At 48.2% G+C, this 22429-nt stretch carries 18 protein-coding genes; 8 read left to right on the forward strand and 10 right to left on the reverse strand.

What is annotated here, in order from left to right; all coding sequences use genetic code 11:
• Positions 1–110: 110 nt before the first annotated feature.
• The 3 genes from CIB36_RS02920 to CIB36_RS02930 are packed head-to-tail and all read right to left on the reverse strand — an operon-like array spanning position 111 to position 4506.
• The gene (locus tag CIB36_RS02920; RefSeq protein WP_229408170.1) at positions 111–1781 is read right to left on the reverse strand and encodes a thiamine pyrophosphate-dependent enzyme; all 1671 of its coding nucleotides are present in this window, start codon (positions 1779–1781) and stop codon (positions 111–113) included.
• A gap of 31 nt (positions 1782–1812) precedes the next feature.
• Positions 1813–3150, reverse strand: a complete 1338-nt coding sequence (locus tag CIB36_RS02925) for an FAD-dependent oxidoreductase (RefSeq protein WP_093988114.1) — start codon at positions 3148–3150, stop codon at positions 1813–1815.
• 21 nt (positions 3151–3171) lie between these two features.
• Positions 3172–4506, reverse strand: a complete 1335-nt coding sequence (locus tag CIB36_RS02930) for an FAD-dependent oxidoreductase (RefSeq protein WP_093988115.1) — start codon at positions 4504–4506, stop codon at positions 3172–3174.
• 456 nt (positions 4507–4962) lie between these two features.
• Here CIB36_RS02930 and CIB36_RS02935 point away from each other — a divergent pair, with 456 nt between their 5' ends.
• The 6 genes from CIB36_RS02935 (at position 4963) to CIB36_RS02960 (ending at position 12172) form a co-directional block, all read left to right on the forward strand.
• The gene (locus CIB36_RS02935) at positions 4963–5763 is read left to right on the forward strand and encodes an IclR family transcriptional regulator (protein ID WP_093988116.1); all 801 of its coding nucleotides are present in this window, start codon (positions 4963–4965) and stop codon (positions 5761–5763) included.
• Positions 5764–6178: 415 nt separating this feature from the next.
• Positions 6179–7558, forward strand: coding sequence for an ABC transporter substrate-binding protein (locus tag CIB36_RS02940; protein WP_093988117.1), 1380 nt, complete (start codon positions 6179–6181; stop codon positions 7556–7558).
• 74 nt (positions 7559–7632) lie between these two features.
• Positions 7633–8580 (forward strand): carbohydrate ABC transporter permease, encoded by a 948-nt coding sequence (locus tag CIB36_RS02945; RefSeq protein ID WP_158662561.1) that lies wholly within the window; start codon positions 7633–7635, stop codon positions 8578–8580.
• An 18-nt stretch (positions 8581–8598) separates the two neighbouring features.
• The gene (locus CIB36_RS02950; RefSeq protein ID WP_229408171.1) at positions 8599–9450 is read left to right on the forward strand and encodes a carbohydrate ABC transporter permease; all 852 of its coding nucleotides are present in this window, start codon (positions 8599–8601) and stop codon (positions 9448–9450) included.
• Positions 9451–9525: 75 nt separating this feature from the next.
• A complete protein-coding gene (locus CIB36_RS02955; RefSeq protein ID WP_203226423.1) occupies positions 9526–10812 on the forward strand; it encodes an FAD-dependent oxidoreductase in 1287 nt (428 codons plus the stop codon).
• Positions 10813–10834: 22 nt separating this feature from the next.
• Entirely contained in the window at positions 10835–12172 is a 1338-nt protein-coding gene (locus CIB36_RS02960) for an FAD-dependent oxidoreductase (protein ID WP_093988120.1), read from the forward strand.
• 155 nt (positions 12173–12327) lie between these two features.
• Here the strand turns inward: CIB36_RS02960 and CIB36_RS02965 are convergent, their stop codons facing one another.
• The 3 genes from CIB36_RS02965 to CIB36_RS02975 all read right to left on the reverse strand — a co-directional run bounded on the left by CIB36_RS02965 (position 12328) and on the right by CIB36_RS02975 (position 15786).
• Positions 12328–13125 (reverse strand): TPM domain-containing protein, encoded by a 798-nt coding sequence (locus CIB36_RS02965; protein ID WP_093988958.1) that lies wholly within the window; start codon positions 13123–13125, stop codon positions 12328–12330.
• 68 nt (positions 13126–13193) lie between these two features.
• Complete coding sequence (locus CIB36_RS02970; protein ID WP_093988121.1) at positions 13194–14288, reverse strand: hypothetical protein; 1095 nt, start codon at positions 14286–14288, stop codon at positions 13194–13196.
• A 109-nt stretch (positions 14289–14397) separates the two neighbouring features.
• Positions 14398–15786: an SPFH domain-containing protein gene (locus CIB36_RS02975; protein WP_093988122.1), complete on the reverse strand. Its 1389-nt coding sequence runs from the start codon at positions 15784–15786 to the stop codon at positions 14398–14400.
• A gap of 465 nt (positions 15787–16251) precedes the next feature.
• On the opposite strand from CIB36_RS02975, the gene CIB36_RS02980 reads away from it, so the two are divergent.
• Complete coding sequence (locus CIB36_RS02980; RefSeq protein WP_093988123.1) at positions 16252–17277, forward strand: alcohol dehydrogenase catalytic domain-containing protein; 1026 nt, start codon at positions 16252–16254, stop codon at positions 17275–17277.
• A 26-nt stretch (positions 17278–17303) separates the two neighbouring features.
• The gene (locus tag CIB36_RS02985; RefSeq protein WP_093988124.1) at positions 17304–17864 is read left to right on the forward strand and encodes a GNAT family N-acetyltransferase; all 561 of its coding nucleotides are present in this window, start codon (positions 17304–17306) and stop codon (positions 17862–17864) included.
• A 66-nt stretch (positions 17865–17930) separates the two neighbouring features.
• On the opposite strand, the gene CIB36_RS02990 is transcribed toward CIB36_RS02985, so the two are convergent.
• The 4 genes from CIB36_RS02990 to CIB36_RS03005 form a co-directional block, all read right to left on the reverse strand.
• The gene (locus CIB36_RS02990) at positions 17931–18317 is read right to left on the reverse strand and encodes a cytidine deaminase family protein (protein ID WP_093988125.1); all 387 of its coding nucleotides are present in this window, start codon (positions 18315–18317) and stop codon (positions 17931–17933) included.
• 179 nt (positions 18318–18496) lie between these two features.
• On the reverse strand, positions 18497–19159 hold the full coding sequence (locus CIB36_RS02995; protein WP_093988126.1) for a redox-sensing transcriptional repressor Rex: 663 nt from the start codon (positions 19157–19159) through the stop codon (positions 18497–18499).
• A gap of 36 nt (positions 19160–19195) precedes the next feature.
• A complete protein-coding gene (locus CIB36_RS03000; RefSeq protein ID WP_093988127.1) occupies positions 19196–20410 on the reverse strand; it encodes an NADP-dependent isocitrate dehydrogenase in 1215 nt (404 codons plus the stop codon).
• A 17-nt stretch (positions 20411–20427) separates the two neighbouring features.
• A complete protein-coding gene (locus tag CIB36_RS03005) occupies positions 20428–22365 on the reverse strand; it encodes an aconitate hydratase (RefSeq protein WP_093988128.1) in 1938 nt (645 codons plus the stop codon).
• Positions 22366–22429: the final 64 nt, after the last annotated feature.

Raw genomic sequence — 22429 nt, forward strand, 5'->3', positions numbered from 1 at the left:
ATTGATATAATGCTAGATTAACAGCGACAGCGTTATCCTTTTAAAGAACGGTTACTTTTGGGTATTTTGATTTAGCCGCAGCAAGACAGCCATGGTATTTTACGATCGCTTTAATAGACAAATTCCTTTACATTATCCAATGAGGTGCCCATAGAGCAGTCCACTTGAGGGTCACAGATGATGTCAATTACCGCCGGTTTCCCACTATCGACTGCACGCTGTAAAGCTGCTGGAATATCAGCCGGGTCAAACACCCGTTCCCCGTAGCAGGCAAACCCCTCTGCTACCTTCACATAGTCGACCATTCCTTGGTTTTCAGACATTTCTACTGCATATTCATAGCCGTATGCCCCTTTTTGGTTTTGGCGGATCAGCCCTAGATAGGCGTTGTTTACGATCACTACAATGACTGGGATGTGGTTTTTGGCGCAAACCGCCAGCTCCTGTACATGGAAGGTGAAACCAAAGTCACCCATCACAGCCACTGCGCGTTTTCCGGTTGCGATACTTGCCCCAAAGGCAGCCGGGATATCATATCCTAATGTGCCGGAACCGCCGGAGGGCAAGTATCTTCTCGGTAGGTTGATATCCTGTAATTGCCCCGACCAGATTTGCGTGATCCCGCAGCCGGTTGTAAAAATAGTCTCATCTCCAAAGAATTGGTTCAGTTCCCCGAATACACGGTGTGGATTGATCGGTTTACAATCATAATCCACCTTTCTAGCCAGTTCCTTTCTCAGCGCAGGAAGCTGCGGCACGATTTGAGGGCTTATGGAAATATTTCTTGTCTTTGCTTCGTTTAGCATCGCTTCAATTGTCAGCTTTGCATCTGCGACGATTCCCAGCTCAGGCGTCAAAATTTTTCCGATCTCCTGCTCTGCGATATTGATGTGGATAAACTTCCTTCCCTTTACATAAGTATCTAAATTTCCTGTATGGCGGTCGCTGAACCGACAGCCGATCCCAAGCACCAAATCAGATTGCAGGAACACCTTATTGCCGATGGGCTGGCCCACTTGGATTCCACAGTGCCCCGCATTTAACGGATGTCCTGCCGGGATCCCGCCTTTTGCCATATAAGTTGTGATGACCGGAATATTAAGCTGTTCTGCCAAACGGACGCATTCCTCTGCGGCTTCCGCTAAAATCACGCCGCCGCCCATGATCATAACCGGGCTTTTCGCTGCTTGGATCATGTCAAGGACTGTGGCGATCTCCTCAGGCTTCGGGGAGGGGATCTGAAAAGACTGCGGCTGGTATGCAGAAGGCTCGAAGTCGATCTCTGCATTTTGAACGTCGAGCGGCAGGTCGATCAAAACAGGGCCCGGTTTTCCTTCCTTGGCAATGCGTATCGCTTCAGAAAAAACAACTGGGACCTCTTCTGGATCTACTATGCAATAGGTTTTCTTTGCTACAGGCTCACAAATTTTTGCAATGTCCACACACTGAAATGCATCTTTCCCCAGTTGTGCCCGGACGGCCTGGCCAGTGATTGCCAAAACAGGGATACTGTCAATATTGCAGGTATAGATTCCAGTTACAAAATTGGTTGCCCCCGGGCCGGAAGTGCAAAGCGCGGCTGCCATTCGTCCGCTTGCCCTGAAATATGCTCCGGCCGCATGGACACAAGCCTCCTCATGGCGGTGGCAGTAATGGCGGATATTCGCCTGCGCCATATATTTATATAGCCCGTTGATCCCTGCTCCGGGGATGCCGAATGCATCGGTGATCCCTTCCATTTCCATCATTTTTACAATTGCCTCTGATGCCTTCATTTTCATGATGCTCTCTCCTTTATCCTCTGTGATCAGTTTATTTTATTTTTACCCCTTGATGTTGTAGTTCTTTTTGTAGATCAGTGATATTGACATCGCGGGAAGACACACCATCTTTTACTGCGACCGCGCTTGCTGTTCCGGCGGCCTGGCCGGTCACCATAGCAAAATTCACCATTCTGGAAACCCCGTAGCAGCGGCGCTGTGCGGATACGCAGCGGCCGGCCACCAAAAGGTTTTCCACCCTTTGCGGAACTGTGATACGATAGGGCACCTGAAAATGCCGGTCAGTAGAGGCGGGAATGGTCCCCTCAGCGCCATCGCAGCAGAACGGATATACTCCGATCGACTCCGAATTTTCCTTTGACTCAAAGATATCATGCAGGTTTAGCGTATATTCCCCAACGATCCGCCGTGTTTCCCGGATGCCGATGCCCATAGAAAAATACCGTAACCGGGCATGTTCCATCCCTGGGGCATATTTCCGATAGATTGGAATGGTTTTCATAACGGCTTCTCTTCCCAGGATTTCAGCTTGAGTCAAGCTAATAACGTCTGTTCCATTTACCGGGAGCTGTGTCTGGTTGAGGGCCGGGAGCGCATCCGTTTCCACCATGTTATAAACGAACCCTTTGCGCATCCCTTCCGGAACAGGGATCCCGTCACGTTCGGCATCGTCAAGATAATGATGGCAAAGCCGGTGAAGAATCGGGTGACGGGACATGGGATCGCGATCCACGTCTTCCTCAAAGCGTCTGGTATCAACGTTGCTCAACCCATAGACGATCGTGCCGTTATATAGCTGCCCTGCTGGAAGTGATCCGGTGGGCTCCTCTGCGCTGACAAAGGCTGCCCCGGCTCTGGCAGCAATATCTGCATCTCCGGTACAGTCTACGATCCGTTTGGCTAAAACTGCCTGCCTGCCAGATTTTGATTCCGTGACAACGCCTGTGATCTGGTCTCCATCCATGATGGGGGAAACCCCTAAGCAATGCAGGATAGAGAACGCACCGTTCTCTTCTATAAGCTCATCTGCAACATATTTTAATGCTTCTGTGTCATATGCCCTTCCCGTACCGGGGCGGAAAAAGCAATGTTGGCTAAGACCTGCTTTTACTAAACGGTCATCTAGTTCTGCAAAGATTCCACCCGGCATAACTGCTTTTTCATCCCGCCACCATGCCGGTGTTTCCATGGAACAGGTAGTCAAAATACCGCCTAAGCATCCATAGCGCTCTACAACGATCGTTTTTACTCCTGTACGTGCTGCGCCGACAGCGGCAGCGATCCCGGCAGGCCCTCCGCCAACAACAAGAACATCGCATTCGGCAAGGACCGGAATTTGTGCTTCTGGTTCAAAAATTGATCGGCTCATGCTTACCCCTCGCTTTCCTTGTTAGAATACCCTGACTCCCTGGCGCTCCAGCTCCTGCTGCACCGAACAGATGGATACGCTCCGGCTGCTCGTTTCCTGTTGGATAGAAAGTGCGCTTGCAACCCCGGCGGCCTGGCCAGTCACCATACAAAAATCCATCTGTCGTGTTGTTGGAACAGCGTCTCTTGTACAGGATACACAACGCCCTGCGCAAAGCAGGTTTTCTACTTTTTGAGGAACAATGATCCGAAATGGGATCTGAAAATATTCATCGGTATAGGGGATTTTCTTGATATTTTCTCCGTCCATATAAATCGGGAAAATACCAACTGTATCCTCGAACCGCTCTCCCTCCAAGATTTCCCGTCCTGTTATCCTGTGCTCTGATACAAGCCTACGGGTTTCACGGACACCAACAGTCATAGCGAAGTTCCGTAGCTTTGCCTTTCCAAGGCCTTCTTCATTTCCATACTGATGAAACCGTTTGATTACTTTCATAACCTCCTTGCGCAGCTTGATTTCCGATCTGGTCAGGCTGAGCACATCTGTTCCATCGAGCTCCCGGTCATAAGTGGCCAGATTGACATTGATGTCGTGAGGAGGCATGGGAGTATAGTACATGGTGTTTAGGCTGTTTTCCAGCGGCTTTTCTCCTGCGTTGATCGCCTTTTGAAATGTTTTATAAAACAGCTTATGTACATAGGGATCCCGGCTCATAGGATCTTCATTCATTGCCGCTTCCAATTTGGGAATGTCTACATTAGTTAGGAAAAATTTTAGCGTTCCGGCGCTAAGTTGCCCGTTTTCCGGGCTTCCTTTTTCGTATGGGGCACCTGCACGGGCCATGATGTCGCCGTCCCCGGTACAATCAATTACCCGTTTGGCCAAAACCGCTGTTCTTCCGGATTTAGACTCGGTAATCACGCCGCATACAGTATGACCCTGCATATAAGGGATCGTGCCAAGGCAATGATAAAGCGGTGTGATACGGTAATCCTTGATCATCTGATCCGCCATATATTTGAATACTTCTGTGTCGTATGAATACCCTACAGATGGACGAAAGGAGGTCCGAACCGCTGCGTCGAGAGCGATCATTCGTTTTTCGATCTCTGTTCCGACACCGCCCGGCATAGTGGTTTTTTCCTGCCGGTACCAGGAAGGCGTTTCCACTGCGCTGAGCGTGATATTTCCGCCCAGACACCCATATTGCTCCATAATAACTGTGTTCGCGCCAGCCTGTGCTGCACCAACAGCAGCCGCCATTCCGGCAGGGCCTCCGCCCACTACCAGTACGTCGCACTCCATCAATACTGGTATTTCATGCGCACAGTCTCGGACTGTTTTTCCATTCATCACTCCACGCTCCTTTCCTGCTTTGAAACAGGCGTATCATTATAGTATCAACTGATACGGTTCTAACTGTTTTTTCTATTGTTTGGCTGTTAATTGCTGGCGGCTCGCTTTAAAATGCCACGAAGTCTGTAATGTGCGGCCATAAAATTATAATTTTTGCGTTTTACCACCCCATTTAATCTTAAATTTTATGGATAGAAATGTTTTCCTCCTTTCTTTTAACTTTTTATAACCTGTCACGAAAGAAAAGCCCTTAGTTTTATTTATTAAAAATAGATTTTGAATATTCGTCAAATCATTAGAATATTCATTTAAAAACAGTGTATCAAATAATTTTTTTGTATTTTAATAGTTAAAATGAAATTTGACTGATTAAAACCGTGTGCTGTAATACTGATTCAAAAGATTATTTTTAAATTACAGTCAGCTTTTGAATCATAACTGGAGGATTTAAACATGAAACAATCTGATAAACCGACCGCAAAAAATTATTCGGCAGAAAAAACAATGAGGATGATCGAACTGCTTGCCCGTAACCGCAATCCGATGCGGCTACAGGATATTGCGCAGGCCTTGGGTTCAAATTCCAGCACAGTGCTGCGCTTTCTTGTTTCCCTTATGGATTGCGGATATGTTGCGCAAAATCCAGCCACCTTACAATACTATTTGACCTTTAAAATTTGTTCGGTTGCAAATATGGTCAGCGAGGAAATCCGGCTATTTGATATTTCCCAGGCATATATGAAACAAATTTCTGAACGGTTTGGCGAATCGGTTTGTCTGGCGATCGAAGAAAATATGACAGTCGTGTATATTGGATTTATCTCTGGCCCTGATCAGATGCTGCGCACCATGCAGAGGATCGGAAGCCGGGCGCCCATGCACTGCACCGGTGTGGGGAAGCTGCTTTTGTTGGATCATGATGAGGGGTATATCAATAAGCTGATTGCCGAAAAGGGGCTTCCGTCTTTTACAGAAAAAACGATCGTTTCCAAGGGGCGGCTAATGGAAACGCTGCAGATCGTTAGAAAAAACCAGTATGCGTTTGACAACGAAGAATGTGAAATCGGAGCCCGCTGCATCGCCGTCCCGATCCGGGATTATACCCAAAAAATCATCGCGGGATTAAGTGTAACAGGGCCGATTTTTAGAATGACGGATGAAAAAATACAAAAAAATCTTAGCTTCCTAATACAAACTGCCGATAAGCTGTCCAAATTATTAGGGTCAAATATTTTGATTCGATCTCAAAATTAAGGAATAAAAATAGAACATCAAAGGAAGAATACAAAATTCTTATCTTTTATGTTCTATTTTTTGTATAAAAAGAATATTTTATATAACAAAATATTCTTTTTATTATTAAAATGAACAGAAAAATATACACAAAAATATTTTTATCCTCGTAAAATAATACAGTATAAACGCAAGCGAAATATTAAGATCCAATTTTGATTATCAAAATTACTGTTACCCATAGCGATATTTTCCAGAAGGATGATAGGAAACGAAAGTCCGCTATATAAAATCCCTTAATATAAAATGCAAATGCCGGCAAAGTTCATTTTGGGTTAGGGGATTTTAGGCGGGTGTTCTGGAACAGCTGAAGTTACGGTAATCTTGATAGGCGCAGCAAGCTTAAATTTTAAAGTTATGAAGGAGGCAGACACAAATGAATAAAAAACTGTTGTCGATGATTCTGGCGGGCGGTATTGCGGCTGGAATGATAACTGGATGCGGTGATTTTTCTGACGCCCCAGACACAAGCGGAGGTGGGAAAACTGCAGACGGGAAGACAGAAGTGATTTTTTACCACTGGACTCCTGTTCCGGAAATGGAGCTGATGGAAAAAACATTTAATGAAACCCACGACGACATACACCTTACATATAAGCCGATTCCTGATTCACCAGACGCAATGATCAAGATGAACACAATGCTCATGGCAAATGAGCCGATGGATGTTACTTCACAGTGGTCTACGGATCATTTGCAGCTAAGGGTAGAAAACAACCTTTTGGAAGGCTTGGACCAGTATTTTGAGAAAAACGACCTTGACTATGAAGAGGTGTTCGGCGCGGCGGCCAGCGAAATCACTACTGTGAACGGCGACCATTATTCTATGCCATATGCGAACAAGATGTTTGCCGTTATGTATAACAAATCTATCTTTGATGAAGCAGGAGTCGATTATCCGCAGGAGGGCTGGACTTGGGATGAATTTGATGAGATCGCGAAGAAAGTTTCATCTGGCGAAGGGGTGAACCGCGTATACGGCACCTGTTTTATGCCCAAAGAAGCATGGTATTACCGGGCTGGTTTGAAGCTGGGCCTTAATGCGATGTATAAGGAAGACGGAAGCGCCAGCAATTTTGATGACCCCGCGTTTTTAGAAAGCTTGCAGTGGCTGTACGACCTTCAGGAGGCAGGTGCCCAAAAACCATTTAACGAGTTTGCAGAGGCTAGTCTAGACGCGCAGGCAAACCGAATCGCGCTGTTTTATCAGGGCGGATATGCTATGGATATCGTTGCGACCTATCCGGTTTCAAACTGGGGGTCTTTACCGGATAACGCCCATGATTTTGAGGTCGGCGTTGTTACCTTGCCGGTAGAAAAGAAAGGCGACCCGTTGCAGACGATGTATGAATTTAGTGATTTAAGCATGGTAGCAAACAGCAAAAATAAGGATGCAGCCTTTGAATTTATGAAATGGTATTGTATTGAACGCCCCGACGTATGCGTGGCAGAAAAATACATGCAGCCAACCGCTTCATATTTCCCGACAGAAGAAATTGAAAAAATCTGTATTGACAAAATTTATTCCTGTGATGGAGTCAGCACCGAAGAAATGCTGCATGCTTACACCAGCCCGGAAAGTGAGATCGCCCGTGTTCCTGGCCTGAAATTTACCACGATAGCAACTGCCCAGTCCGAAATTGTAGGCGAGATGGATAAACAGATCGAGCAGGTCTTCTTTAATGAGAAAACACCGGAAGAAGCAATAAATGATTTGAAAGCAAATGCAGACGAATTGATTGCAAAAGCAAAATAATTTCCATCTGCCTGAACAAATGGGACTTAGTTCCCATTTGTTCAGGGGAATTTTATCACATAGGGGGTGATACTGTGACAATAGCAACAAAACTAGACCGTCACGAAATATCCAACTTGAACAGGCTGGTCGCCAAAAGGAGCAGGCGCAGAAGCACGCTCATTGGCTGGTGTTTTCTGCTGCCAAGCTTTATCGGGTTTGTCATTTTCCGGTTTTTACCGATCATCTGTTCTTTTTTACTTGGATTTACCGAGTGGAATCTTGTTTCTGGGTTTTCGGGGATCAAATTTGCTGGAATAGATAATTTTATAGAGCTCTTTCATAATGACACTTTTTTGACCTCCTTGCTGCACACGTTCCAATATGCAGTGATCGTCGTGCCGTTTACTGTGGTGCTGGCGTTAATTTTTGCTGTTATTATCAATGACAAAATCCATTGCAGAAGTTTGGTAAGGCTAATGATCTACATGCCGTATATTTCTTCTATGGTTGCGGTCGCTATGGTTTGGACGAGTTTATATTCTCCCAACTATGGACCGATCAACAGCCTGCTGAGGAGCGTTGGGATAGAAAATGTTCCGGGCTGGATCACTTCTTCCAAATCAGCCTTGCCGGCTTTGATGATCATTGGGGTATGGCAGGCGGTTGGGTATTATATGGTGCTGTTTATCGCCGGCCTGCAATGTATCCCGGCAAGCCTTTACGAGGCCGCAGAAATTGACGGAGCAAATGCGGTGCAATGCTTTTTCAAAATTACGATCCCAATGGTTTCGCCCACTACATTTTTCGTCCTGATCAACTGTATTATTGGTTCGTTTAATGTGTTTACGCTGGTAAAGGTCATGACCACCGGCGGGCCGGGGGATTCTACCATGGTGACCGTATATTATGTTTACGAGCAGGCGGTAGAATACAATAAAATCGGTTATGCGTGCAGTGCGTCTATTATCCTGTTTCTTTTCGTATTCATCATCACATTCATACAACTCAAGTTTTCGGACAAATGGGTCCATGAAGGATAATAGGAAGGAGGTTTTGCGATGCAACCCAAAACCCATATGGGATTAAAAGGAAAAAAGGTCGTTAAGCTGCTTTTGACCATTTTAATGCTGCTGGTTGGCCTAACTATGATTTTGCCGTTTCTGTGGATGCTGTCGGCCTCGTTTAAACCGGAAAGCGACATTTTTACCTTTCCGATCCAGTGGATCCCGAAAGATCCGATCCTTTCCAACTATACAAATGTCTGGTCTGGGATACTGCCGTTTTATCAGTACTATGGCAACACCATTTATGTAACTGTTTTATCGACGATCGGCGGGGTAATTACCAGCCTGTTATCCGGATATGCCTTTGCAAGGATCAATTTTAAGGGGAAAAATATCATCTTTCTTCTGTATCTGGCAACGCTGATGTTCCCCAACACGATGCTTTTGGTGCCGCGGCTGGTTATTTACCGCTTTTTGGGGATTTATAATACTTTTTGGGCGCTCATTCTTCCAAACAGCATTTCAACATTTGGGACCTTTCTGCTCAAACAATATTTTTCTTCTTTGCCAAGCGAATTGTTTGAAGCGGGTAAAATTGACGGATGCAATGAATTTCGATTGTTTTGGCGGATCGCGGTTCCGCTGGTCTCCGCCGGAATTGCGGCATTTACCGTATTTACCTTTGTTTTTTGCTGGAACGATTATGAAAACCCATTGATGTTTATTACTGACCGTCCTCTTTATACCATCCCGCTGGGAGTTATGGAATTTAAAGGGCTGAAAACAAGCAGTATCGGATATATCATGGCCGGATCTGTTTTATCACTGATTCCGATCTTTATCCTGTTTATCAGCGCACAGAAATACTTTGTCAAGGGAATCGCCACAACGGGAATTAAAGACTAGTCTTGACGAATGTGAGGGAACTGAAAAACGACTGAAAAAATCACTGAGCCTTCCCGACAGACCCCAGTCCTAGCTTTGGCAGATGTACTGGTGGTCGGCGGGGGACCGGCAGGGATTTCGGCCGCAATTGGCGCGGCGGATGCCGGCGCTTCTGTTATCATTGCAGAGCGCTATGGCTTTTTAGGCGGGATTCCGGCCATCTGCAACATGGAGCCCTCCTCTTGGTGCAGGCAGAAGGATACCGTAATGCCAGGTGGGGTGCAGGCATTGCTGGAACAAAAAATGCTTGCCTGCGGAGCGGCTGAAAAGCCTTTATTTGAGCCCTCCGCCTCGTATAATTACGATACGGAAACGCTTAAATTCGTAATAGATGAACTGTTAGAGGAACACCATATAACCCCTATTTATCACTGCCTTGTCACAGAGCCGTATATGGAAGATGACAGCATGAAAGGTGTTTTTACCGAATCAAAATCGGGCAGGCAGGCGATTCTGGCAAAGCGGGTGATCGACTGCACCGGAGACGCTGATATTGCCGCCCAATGCGGTGCGCCATTTGAAAAATGCAGTCTAGGCGGTGATGAAAAGGAAAATATGATGTATGGGACGTTGATTTTTGGCGCTTCCAATGTAAATGTGCCAAAAGTCCGTGAGAATTTGAAGGAGCATCCAGAAATGCTCGATCGTATCCGACATGAATTTATCAGCGATGGTTTTTCAAAAGCACGGGAAAACCATTACCCGATCCCGCCCCACGGCTTCCAAAACCAGATCATTTTTAACCGGATGACGCAGGGCGAGGTGACGGCTATCAACAGGGTCCGGGTCCCTGTTGATGGAAATGATGTGCTCAGTCTTACCGAGGCGGAAATTCTTTCCCGGAAAGAGGCGCTGGATACCTTAGAGCTTCTGCGCAGATATGAGCCGGAGTTTGAAGAAGCGTGCCTGCGGCATTTTGCCGCCGCAGTGGGGATTCGGGAAACAAGGCGGATCGTTGGGGATTATCAGCTTACCATGGAGGACATTACCGGCGAGCGGCAATTTGATGATTCGGTAGGGGTATATCCGGTTTGCATGGATGGGCCCAAAATATGCAGGGCCGCATTAACGGGTGCTCATTTTCAAATCCCTTACCGCATTATGCTCCCTCAAGGGATCGAAAACCTGCTGGTGGCTGGCAGGTCGGTTTCCGCCACAAAAGATGCGACCCACACAACGCGTGGCGTGGATTTTTGCATGATCACTGGCCAGGCCGCGGGAATTGCCAGCGCGCTGTCGATTCAAAAGAAAGTGCCGGTTCGGGATATTTCAATCGACCTGTTGCAAAAAAATTTACAGCAGCAGGGAGTCCAAGTTTTTTAGCTTCGGGATAGGAGGAAGCAATATGTGTGAAATGATCACAGAGCCGGAACACAAAATTCCGGTTTTGATGAAAGCAGATGTAGTAGTCGTTGGAGGAGGGCCGGCTGGGATCGCGGCCTCTGTGGGCGCGGCAAGGACCGGCGCTAAAACGATCCTTGTGGAACAATACGGATGTTTGGGCGGGCTGATTTCGATTTCCTCGATGGAGCCGCCGTCTTGGTGGCGGGAAGAACGCACAACGATGCCCGGCGGCGTAGTTGAAGACCTTGACCAGAAGATGATCGCAATGGGGGCTGTGCAAAAGAGTTTTTTCAAGCCTGCTGTTTCGATCGCCTATCATACAGAGATGTTTAAATATATAGCCGATGAATACATACAGGAAAATGGCGTTACCCCGATTTTACATTGCATGGGCGTTATGCCGCTGATGGATGGGAACAAAATCATCGGGATCGTGACAGAATCAAAGTCGGGCAGGCAGGCGATTTTAGCCAAGCGGGTGGTCGATTGCACTGGAGACGCAGATATTGCTTACCGCGCGGGAGTGTCCTGCGTCATGGCGGAGGAACCAACTGGGGAGCTTGGCATTGGGGAACTGCTGGGGGCTACCCTTGTTTACGGCGTTACAGATATTGATGTTGACGCTGTGGAGGCAGAAGCGGACTCTGATCCTTCGCAGAGGCATCCTGTGATGCACAAAAAAATGTACCATGGCATTCAAAAGGCCCGCGAGGCAGGAGAAATAATGCCAAAATATACGAACAAATCCTTTATTTATAATTATAAGACAAAAAATGAACTGACGGCGCTCAATCATTGTTGGTATCCGGCTGATGGGACAGATGTCCTTAGCCTAACTAAGGCAGAGATCGAGTCACGGAAAAGCATTGTCGAAATTATCCCGATCCTTCGTAAATATGAAAAGGGGTTTGAAAACGCCAAGCTCCGCAATTTTGCCATGTCCATTGGCATCCGTGAAACAAGAAGGATCGTTGGGGAATACCGAATGCAGTTTAAAGATGTGTTTGATGAAAAGCGTTTTGAGGACTCTGTCGGGGTTTACCCTGTCTGCATGGACGGCGCGGAAGGAGTGCTTCCAGCCTTTACAGAGGCATATTTTCAGGTGCCTTACCGCATCACTGTTCCGGTAGAAGTGGAAAACCTGCTGGTCGCCGGCCGTTGCTGTTCCTCTATGAGGCGGGCTACCACGATTACCCGGCAGGTAGATTTTGCTATGGTGACAGGGCAGGCGGCAGGTACTGCCAGCGCATTATCTATCCGGCAGGATGTCTTGCCGCGAAATGTTGATATTAAGGCGCTGCAAAAAGAATTGCGCGGACAACGAGTCAGAATCGATTAACAGCTTTTTCAATAGTTATGATTGCAGCTTGGTAGTTTTCTTGCAGCCGCTGATTGGTTTGCTGAAGGAACGAAGCTTTTTACGGAATACAGAACAAAAAACGCATTGGCCCTATTAGGCCAATGCGTTTTTTGCAACAATTAAATTATTTCCATTTAATATTTACCGCCGCCTCCGCCGTGGCTTCTGCCGGAGGAGCTGGAATGAGTACTGCTGCCGGAGGAGCTGCTCTTTGGTTTCGCAGTACGGGAAACATGCCGGTAGAGGAACAGGTCGCGGCTTTCTGTTACGTTCATACTGCCTTGGCGGAGATAACTATTGGCCCCCGCCTGAAAGCGTACCATTTTCAGCTTTGATTTCATAGAACCAACGATGATCAGGGCAATTACAAACCCGGCTGCAATAGAAACTGCGATCCATATCCAGGATAACGGTTCACGGGGAAGACTGTCGGTATCAAAAGGCTCACCGGTCTTGGCCTGTGAAATGAAACGATCACACTGTTCGGCAAAGGTATGGTATGCCGCGGCATTATCGCCGTCGGCAAGATTTGGCGTGATCAGCTCGCCGATATAGTCAATCCCTGCATCGGTAAAGGCTTCGATCCCATAGCCGCAGGTGGAGATCCACCAGTCGCGTTCCTCCGGGCTATGCAGCAGCAATACCCCGCTGTGATCGTTTCCTTGGCCATATCCATGGTAATCAAAATAATCATCTGCATAATTCATGGGGCTCTTGCCCTCCAGACTGTACACGGTGACAACGACAACATCCATGCCCTGCCGTTCGCTGATCTCATCTAATTCGGCAAGCAAGGCAGATTCCTCAGCAGATGTTAAAAGATCGGCCTCATCCATCAAACGCTTGTATCCCTCGTTTGCAGCCAGCGCCGGAACAGCGGCAAACAGGCAGCAGATGAAGGCGCACAATGCGAAAGATAATATTTTTTTCATACTGATGACCATCGCTTTCGCAAAGCGAAAGCACTCCTTTCTTGGGGAATAAGGGCCGGGTTGACTTTCTATAAGATCCCGGCAAGCCATAAAAGCCATGCCACACCGTAAATCAACGCACTGGATAAAGCGGTTAATCCAAATGTCCACAGCCTCGCGGCTTTTTTATCTACCGGCAGGTTGCCGACAAATTTTCCGGTTTGACCGTTGATAGCAAAGGTGAACCTTTGCCCGTTCCAGGTCGTGTTGAGCAGCCATACTGGATAGAAAGCATATTTTTCCTGCCCGTTTGAAAGACGGACATTGCTCGATTCAGTGACCGTTGTGGTGTATCCTATTACGGTACTGGCAAACGCTTCTTCGGTAGAACGTTTTACCCTTTCATTCGCCCTGTCGATGCTTTGCCCCGCGTCAACGTCATATTTATCTGCGAAATATCCAGAAAGGTAGGCAGTTTGAAAATCTACGGCCTCAGAAAAGTCATAGGGCTCAATGGATTCCATTAGGTCATCTGCCATTTTTGAAGAACCATCTACCGGGATCCGTTCAAAGCCGATACAGCCGGCACGGTATACCGAGTAATAATTGGTTTCAGTGTAGTTGTAATTGCTGTCGCTCCAAGTATGTACCCTTGTTGTACGATACCGGATGCTGGCTTCGGCATCGGTATCAAAAAGCCAGAAAGGCACATAGATCCCCTTGATTTCATCGATGTGGTTTTCATCTTTAAAAACCTTTGGCAAAAGACGTTTTCCGATTAGATGCTTTTTAAAAACAGCCTTTGCCGAATTTTTATCCAGTTTAAACGGGATCACATAATCAGGACGCAAAGCGCCGGAAAACTGTCCCATAACCACTATGGGATTGTCACAGTAAGGGCAGGAGGACGCTGCCATATTTTGATCGCCCACGATCTCTCCGCCGCAGGATTGACAAATATAGGAGCGCAGGTTATCGGTTTCTCCGTCCCGCCACTCACTTCCGGGCTGTGTTTCCCATTGCATTTCATCCGCTTTATCGTTTTTCAGTTCCTCGTCATATTCTTTAAGCGTTTCCATCTCGAATTCGGTGTCGCAATACGGGCATTTCATCTTTTGCGCACCTATATTAAATTCGATCGCCCCACCGCAGCAAGGGCATTTGTATTGCTGTAGAACCGCCACTGATGATCCTCCTTTTATGGGCTATGCCACAGCGGGCAACACCCCTAATATTGACTGATAAAGAAAAAGCCCTTTTTAATGATCGATGTTCATGCAGAGCACGAGACTCTTATTCCTGATCATCTTCATCAAATGCATCTCCGCATTCTGGAAAGAATTTTGGAGGATGCGTCGGGTCTGCCGGTTTCCAGCCGCATTTATCGCAGCGGTACAGGGGAGCCCCTGCCGGCTTTTTAGAACCGCAGTTTTGACAGAACTTGCCTTGATTTACAGCTCCGCAGTCACAGATCCAACCGGTATCCACAGGTTTGGGTTTCCCACAGTTCTGGCAAAATTTCCCGTTGGCAGTTGCTCCGCAGGAACACTGCCATTCACTTGCCTGTACAGGTTCCGGTCGTTTTGCCCCGCAGTTCTGGCAAAATTTCCCGGCTGCTGTCGCCCCGCAGGAGCACTTCCATGTTTCCGGAGCAGATCCAGAAGAAGTCGCCTTTTGCTGTCCCATCGCAAAAAGGTTTTGCGCATTGACGCCGCCTGCCTGCTGTGCCATGCCAAATCCCATAAAGCCCGTCATTGCGCCGCTTTCATTGGCTGCCGCCGCTTTCATAGCGTCAGACTGCGCTTCGACCAGAGTTGCCGCCGCCATGGTTGGATCGCGCATGATTGCGGTCCTTTGAGCCTGTTTGATCAGTTCGGCGTCCTCGTCCGGCAGGGTGACCGACGACAGCGCCACGCTGACCACCTTTAAGCCCCGGGTCTCACCCCATTTGGATGACAGGATCTCATTCATGGCGTGTTCTAAATCAGTATTATGGGTCACGATCTGGTTGGGACGAAGCCCCATCTCAGACAGTTTTCCAAATGCCGGATTTAAAGCCGCAATAAATTCGTGCTTTAACTGGCTGTCGATCTCCTCTCTGGTGTATTCCTGCTCGACATTGCCGCACACATTTGCGTAAAACAGGAGGGGATCGATGATTTTGTAAGAGTATACGCCCCAGCACCGTACGGCCACATCAATATCCAGCCCGATTTTTGCGTCTACTACCCGGAAAGGGATCGGGTTGGGCGTGCCGAATTTATTGTCAATCAGCTCTTTGGTATTGAAGTAGTAGACCCGTTGGTCTTTGCCGGTATCTCCGCCATAGGTAAAGCGTTTTCCGATCGTTTTAAAGCTTTCTAAAATGCTGCTGCCAAGACTTCCAGAAAAAATACTTGGCTCGGAAGAACTGTCATAAGTAAATTCACCCGGCTCAGCGCAGACCTCTACCACTTTGCCCTGTTCTACAATGATCATGCATTGTCCATCCGCCACGGCGATACCGCTGCCGTTGGAGATGATGTTATCGTTCCCCTTTGTATTGGAGGAACGTCCACTGATCTGTTTTTGCCCTTTCACTACTAATACTTCTTTGTCGATTGCTTCACAGTAGAAAAACTCTTTCCATTGATCCGCAAGAGAACCACCGAATGCGCCGACGCCGGCTTTGATCAAACCCATAGTAAAACTCCTTCCAGATGTGGCTTTCGCCTGATAGCATCCGTATTTTTTGCCGGAACAATATTTACAAAAAATGCTGGATGCAAAAGCGTTTACCCACATGAAACTAATAAAAATCAGAATACATGCTCTTATGCGGTATCCCCAAAATATATTTGTATTATATTAAACCTATGATATATCATAGCATATTTTGAAGCAAATTTTCAATGGCAGAAAATGAAATAAAGATTAGTTCTTTTAGCCATCCCTTTTAATCATGGAAGATAAAAAACGATCAAGACAGTTCTAACAACAATAAGGTTGAAATTTTATCAAAAATTTAGGTAGACATTTGCCAGCGCATATGATACAATCCAGCCAAAGGGCGCCTGAGGGCTAGCCCACAGCAGAAAATAATGGCACGGCTTTTAGACATTCCATCCGACATATTATCGGCCGTGTTTTTGAGAAGGGGGAATAGAGATGAAACAAATAAACCGGAGGCTCTTTTTAAACAAGGAGCATCATCTGTATTTGGTGAAGGAGGAGGCTCCTGCGCCAAAGGGGAATGAGGTATTGATCAAGATTGCCTCCAATGGCATCTGCGGCTCTGACATTCACTTTTTCCATGAAGGAAGATTAGGAAACTTTGTGGTCGACGAGCCATATGTGCCCGGCCATGAGGCGAGCGGAACCATTATTCAGAATGGTCCGGAGGCAAAACGTTATGCGGAAGGGACCCGTGTGGTGATCGAGCCGGGGATCCCTTGCGGGCACTGCCATTTCTGCAAAGCTGGACGGTATAATTTGTGCCCAGAGGTGGTGTTTCTTTCTGCACCGCCGATCAATGGGACGTTTTGCGATTATATCTGTGTCAACGAAAATTATGTATTTCCTATCCCGGAAGACCTCTCCATGGAGGAGGCTGCCCTAGCCGAGCCGGCCGCCGTAGCGATTCACGCGGTTCAGAGGGCGCAGTTTCGTTTGGGCGCGACTGGCGTTGTGCTGGGCGCCGGACCGATTGGACTGCTGACAGTACAAGCCTTCAAAGCGGCAGGCGGCGGAAGGGTGATCTGCGTTGACGTGGTGGAAGAACGGCTGCAGGCAGCATTACGGATGGGTGCCGACGAGGTGATCCATGCCGGCAGTACCGAAACACCGATGGATAATCTGGGTGATGTAGTCTTTGAAACAGCCGGGAACCGGGTCACAACAGCTCAGCTTTTTACCGTAACGAGGCCGGGCGGGTGTGCTGTACAGGTCGGCTGGCCGAACGGGAATACCGTAGAAATGAACATTGCAGATATGATAGACAAAGAGTTGGTTTATCTGAGTGTGAACCGGTATGCGAATGCGTTTGACACCGCCTTGATCTGGCTTGGCGACGGCAGGATCAACGGCAGGGAAATGATCACACAGCGATATACATTGGAAGAAGCAGAAGAGGCATTTTGCTGGGCGCTGGAACATCCAAACGAAACAATTAAGGTGATTATCAACAATGAATGAGTATCTAGTCAGGAGCGGAGAGATCCATGCACCATAAAGGAACATGCGCATTGGAAACTTCCCGTTTGGTATTGCGCAGATTTGAAGAAGCTGACGCGCAGGCGGCATTTGAAAATTGGCTGTCTGACTTGGAGGCCGCTCGGTATATGCGCTGGGATGCATATCAAACCGTAGAACAGGGAAGGGCTTTTCTTCGGGAAGTGGAAAAGTCCTACCAAAGGGAGGATTTTTATCATTGGGCTATTACACAAAAAAGGGAAAATCAGGTGATCGGGGCGATTGGACTTTTGGTTCATGAATATGATTCAGTGGCTGAGGTTTCCTATTGTCTTGGAAGAGCGTTTTGGGGGCGCGGGATTGCGGCAGAGGCGCTGCGAAGGGTGCTTTCCTTTGCATTGCTGGAGGTTGGACTCAACCGTGTGGAGGCATATCATTCTGTGAACAATCCCGCTTCCGGTCGGGTGATGAAAAAGGCCGGGATGTGCCTGGAGGGGCATTCCAGACAAAAATACAGAAGCCATCAGGGCTTTGAAGACTGCGATCTGTATGGAATGATCCGGGAGGACCTATTAATCTGCAAAGAATGAACAAAAGGGGTGCGGGAATTGAAAGTTCCCGCACCCCTTTTGTTCATATGGAAATAATAAATGCCGTTACAGTACAGCTTTCCAGTCAAAAGGCAGCAGTTCTCGTAAGGTCGCAGCGGTATCCGGGGAAAGCCAGACCTTGGCAAGGTGATTATCAGGGTGAAGCTGGGTCAAAAATTCCCGGCAGCGCCCGCACGGCGGGAGGATATTTCCCTCGCTATTAACTGCGATCACCTGTAAAATCTGCTGTTCTCCGGCAGTGATCATAGCGGCAGCCGCCGCGTGCTCTGCGCAGAAACCCAAAGAACAGGCTGTATCGATGCAGACGCCGGTGTAAATATGCCGGCCGGCTGTTAAGATCGCGGCGCCAACACTTCCGGCTTCAGCTATTTCTGACAGCTTCCGGGGTTTTGCTACACTGAAGGCCGCGTCAAATAATGTCTGAAATCCCATGGTTCCGTTTCCTCCCTTTTATGTCGGTCACTTCTGTTGAAAAACGATTTGGACCGCCGGATGCAGAGTAGACATTTTCCGTTCACTGAGCCTGCTTTTTATTGTTTGAACGGCCTTATCTGCAAAAAGCCTATGGTAAAACACCATAGGCTTTTTGATAGAATTTTTATAAAAGGCGTCTACTCTTCAGTTTTTGTCTGCTGGGTGCGCAAATATTCGTTTACCCGATATCCAAGCGTCATCAGACTATCTGTTAAATGGACATTTTCAACCACAACATTTTCGTAATCCAGGTTAAAGTCATAATGGCTGAAATTCCAGAAGCAGCGGATCCCGCATTGGATCAGCCGTTCGCTTAGCGCTTCGGCCGCAGTTCTTGGAATCGTTAGGATCGCCACCTGTGTGGGGTGGGCAGAACAATATTCCTCTAACATGGAGGGGTCCATGATGGTCATCCCAGCGATCGTGGTGCCGCAAAGCTCTGGATTATTGTCAAATACCGCGGTTAAATTAAATCCCCGCTGTCCGAAATCCAAATGGGAAACGATTGCGCGCCCCAGGTTTCCGACGCCGATTAAAATCGTGTTCAATTGATTGTCCAAACCTAAAATTCTAGCGATCTCTTCCCGCAAGGAAGACACATTATAACCATATCCTTGCTGCCCAAAACCACCAAAGCAGTTTAAATCCTGCCGGATCTGGGAAGCCGTTAACCCCATTCGCTCCGATAATTCCCGGGAAGAAATCCGGTTGATCCCGGCTTTGGCCAGATCGCCTAAAAACCGATAGTAACGGGGCAGACGTCGGATTACAGAAATTGATACGGTTGGTTTGACAGCCATGTATGGATACCCGCCTTTCTTAAAATAAAATCAAACTTACTTCAGCAATGCCTGCAAACGATCGTTGACCGCAACCAAAAATGCTTCGGTATCTACCTTCTGCTTGTTTTCTAAAGAGGAAAGTAAATACAGATCCCCTGTCATTACGCCGTCTTCAATCGTTTGGATCGTCGCTTGCTCCAGTTTATCGGCAAAATCGCAAAGCTGAGGAAGCTGGTCTAATTCACCGCGTTTTCTTAAGGCGCCGGTCCATGCGAATAGGGTAGCGACAGAGTTGGTGGAGGTGGTTTCCCCCTTGAGGTATTTGTAATAGTGGCGTTGCACGGTGCCGTGCGCCGCTTCGTATTCATATACGCCGTCCGGAGATACCAATACGGAAGTCATCATTGCAAGGCTTCCGTAAGCGGTGGCAACCATGTCGGACATCACGTCGCCGTCATAGTTTTTGCACGCCCAGATGTACCCGCCTTCGGAACGGACGACCCGTGCGACCGCATCATCGATCAGGGTATAGAAGTATTCGATGCCGGCGGCTTCAAATTTTTCTTTGTATTCCGCATCGTAGATTTCTTGGAAAATGTCTTTGAAGCGGTGGTCGTATTTTTTGGAGATGGTGTCCTTGGTCGCGAACCACAGGTCCTGATGGGTGTCCAGCGCAAAGTTGAAGCAGGCGCGGGCAAAAGAACCGATGCTCTTGTCAATGTTGTGCAGGCCCTGGATAATACCCGGGGTGCCGAAATCGTGGATCAGGCTGCGTTCTTCGGTGCCGTCCGGCTTGGTGACTACCAGCTCAGCCTTGTCTCCAGCGCCGACAACCATTTCTGTATTTTTGTAAACGTCGCCGTAGGCATGACGAGCGATCGTGATCGGCTTGGTCCAAGTCGGGATATAAGGGGTGATCCCTTTTACAATGATCGGAGAGCGGAAAACCGTTCCATCCAGCAAGGCACGGATAGTCCCGTTGGGAGACTTCCACATTTCAGAAAGGTTATATTCCTCAACGCGCTGTGCGTTTGGAGTGATAGTCGCACATTTTACCGCAACGCCGTATTTTTTGGTGGCTTCTGCGGAATCAATGGTGACCTGGTCCTTTGTCTGGTTGCGGTATTCCAACCCCAAGTCATAGTACTCGGTTTTTAGATCAATATAAGGGGTAAGCAAAATATCTTTGATCATTTTCCAGATCACACGGGTCATTTCGTCCCCGTCCATCTCGACCAAAGGGGTTTTCATCTGAATTTTATCTGCCATGGAAAAGTCCTCCTTTTTTATTCAGCCTGTTGTTTGGTGTAATTGAGCAGCCCGCCGGCCAGCAAAATATCCTTGCTTCTGCCGGAAAGGTCTGCGTTGACCGGGATCATGATGTTTTTCGTCAGGTTTTTCACAGTTACCGGCTTGTCGTTTTCAATGCAGGCGCGGATGTCCGCTAGTTCCAGCTCGTCGTTCTGGTCGATCAGGTCATAATCGCTTTCATGAACAAAGGTAAGCGGAAGGATCCCGGCATTGATCAGGTTGGAGCGGTGGATCCGGGCAAAGCTTTTTACAATGACCGCCTTAACGCCCAGATACAGCGGAACCAGCGCCGCATGCTCCCGGGAAGAGCCCTGCCCATAGTTGGAACCGCCGACAACGATGCTTTTTCCAGCCTCCAGCGCCCTTTGCGGGAAGGTGGAATCGCATACGCCAAAGCAGAACTGGGACAGGTAAGGAATGTTGGAACGGTAAGGCAGGATCTTGGCGCCTGCCGGCATGATATGATCGGTAGTGATGTTGTCGCCCACTTTCAGTACGGCTGCAGCCTGAATGCTTTCCTCCAGCGGAGTGGTTACCGGGAACGGCTTGATGTTCGGGCCGCGCAGGATTTCTACGCTGTCCGCTTCTTCCGGAGAGGCCGGGGCAACGATCATATTGTCGTTGATCAGGAATTTTTCAGGAAGCTTGAACTCAGGCATATCGCCAAGATATTCAGTCGGATCGGTAAACACCCCGGTCAGTGCGCTGACTGCCGCTGTTTCCGGGCTGACTAAGTAGACCTGTCCGTCCGCGGTGCCGCTGCGTCCCTCGAAGTTCCGGTTAAAGGTCCGCAGGGAGATCCCACCGCTGTTTGGGGACTGCCCCATGCCGATGCAGGGGCCGCAGGCGCATTCCAGAATTCTGGCGCCCGCCGCGATCAAATCCGCCAGCGCGCCGTTTTCAGCCAGCATGTTGAACACCTGCTTGGAGCCCGGTGCGATCGACAAACTGACGTCTGGATGGCAGGTCTTGCCTTTTAGGATAGAAGCCACCTTCATCATATCCAGATAAGAGGAGTTGGTGCAGGAACCAATACATACCTGATCGATCTTTTTACCAGCCAGCTCCGAGATCGGCTCGATGTTGTCCGGACTGTGCGGACATGCCGCCGCCGGTTTTAAGGCGGAAAGGTCGATGTTGACGATTTTGTCATATTCCGCGTCGTCGTCCGCTTTCAGTTCTTTCCAAGCGTCGGCGCGGCCCTGCGCTTTTAAGAATTCCAGGGTGATTTCGTCAGACGGAAAGATCGAGGTGGTAGCACCCAGTTCAGCCCCCATGTTGGTAATGGTGGCACGTTCCGGTACAGTCAGGGATTTTACGCCTTCGCCGCCGTATTCGATCACCTTTCCAACACCGCCTTTTACGGTGAGGATGCGCAGTACTTCCAAAATTACGTCCTTAGCGGAAACCCAGGGCGCCAGCTTGCCGGTCAGGTTGACACGGACGGTCTGCGGGCAGGTGATATAATAAGCGCCGCCGCCCATAGCTACCGCAACATCCAGACCGCCTGCGCCGCAGGCAAACATGCCGATCCCGCCGCCGGTTGGGGTGTGGCTGTCAGAACCAATGAGGGTTTTCCCCGGGACGCCGAAGCGTTCCAGATGGACCTGATGGCAGATGCCGTTGCCCGGACGTGAAAAATAAATGCCGTGTTTCTTGGCGACAGAACCAATAAAACGATGGTCGTCCGCGTTTTCAAAACCGGACTGCAAGGTATTGTGATCTATGTATGCGACGCTGCGCTCTGTCTTTACGCGGTCGACTCCCATTGCCTCAAATTCCAAATATGCCATTGTGCCGGTCGCGTCCTGCGTCAGGGTCTGGTCGATCCGGATACCGATCTCCGTCCCTTTCTTCAGTTCTCCGTCCACAATATGCTCTTTCAGGATTTTTTCTGCGATCGTATAACCCATTCCAAGAACTCCTTTCTTCTTGCCTGAAATACAATTCATTTTTACTTTCCTATTGTAGCTTTTT

Origin of the sequence: Massiliimalia timonensis, assembly GCF_900186585.1 — a bacterium.
Classification (GTDB): Bacteria; Bacillota; Clostridia; order Oscillospirales; family Ruminococcaceae; genus Massiliimalia; species Massiliimalia timonensis.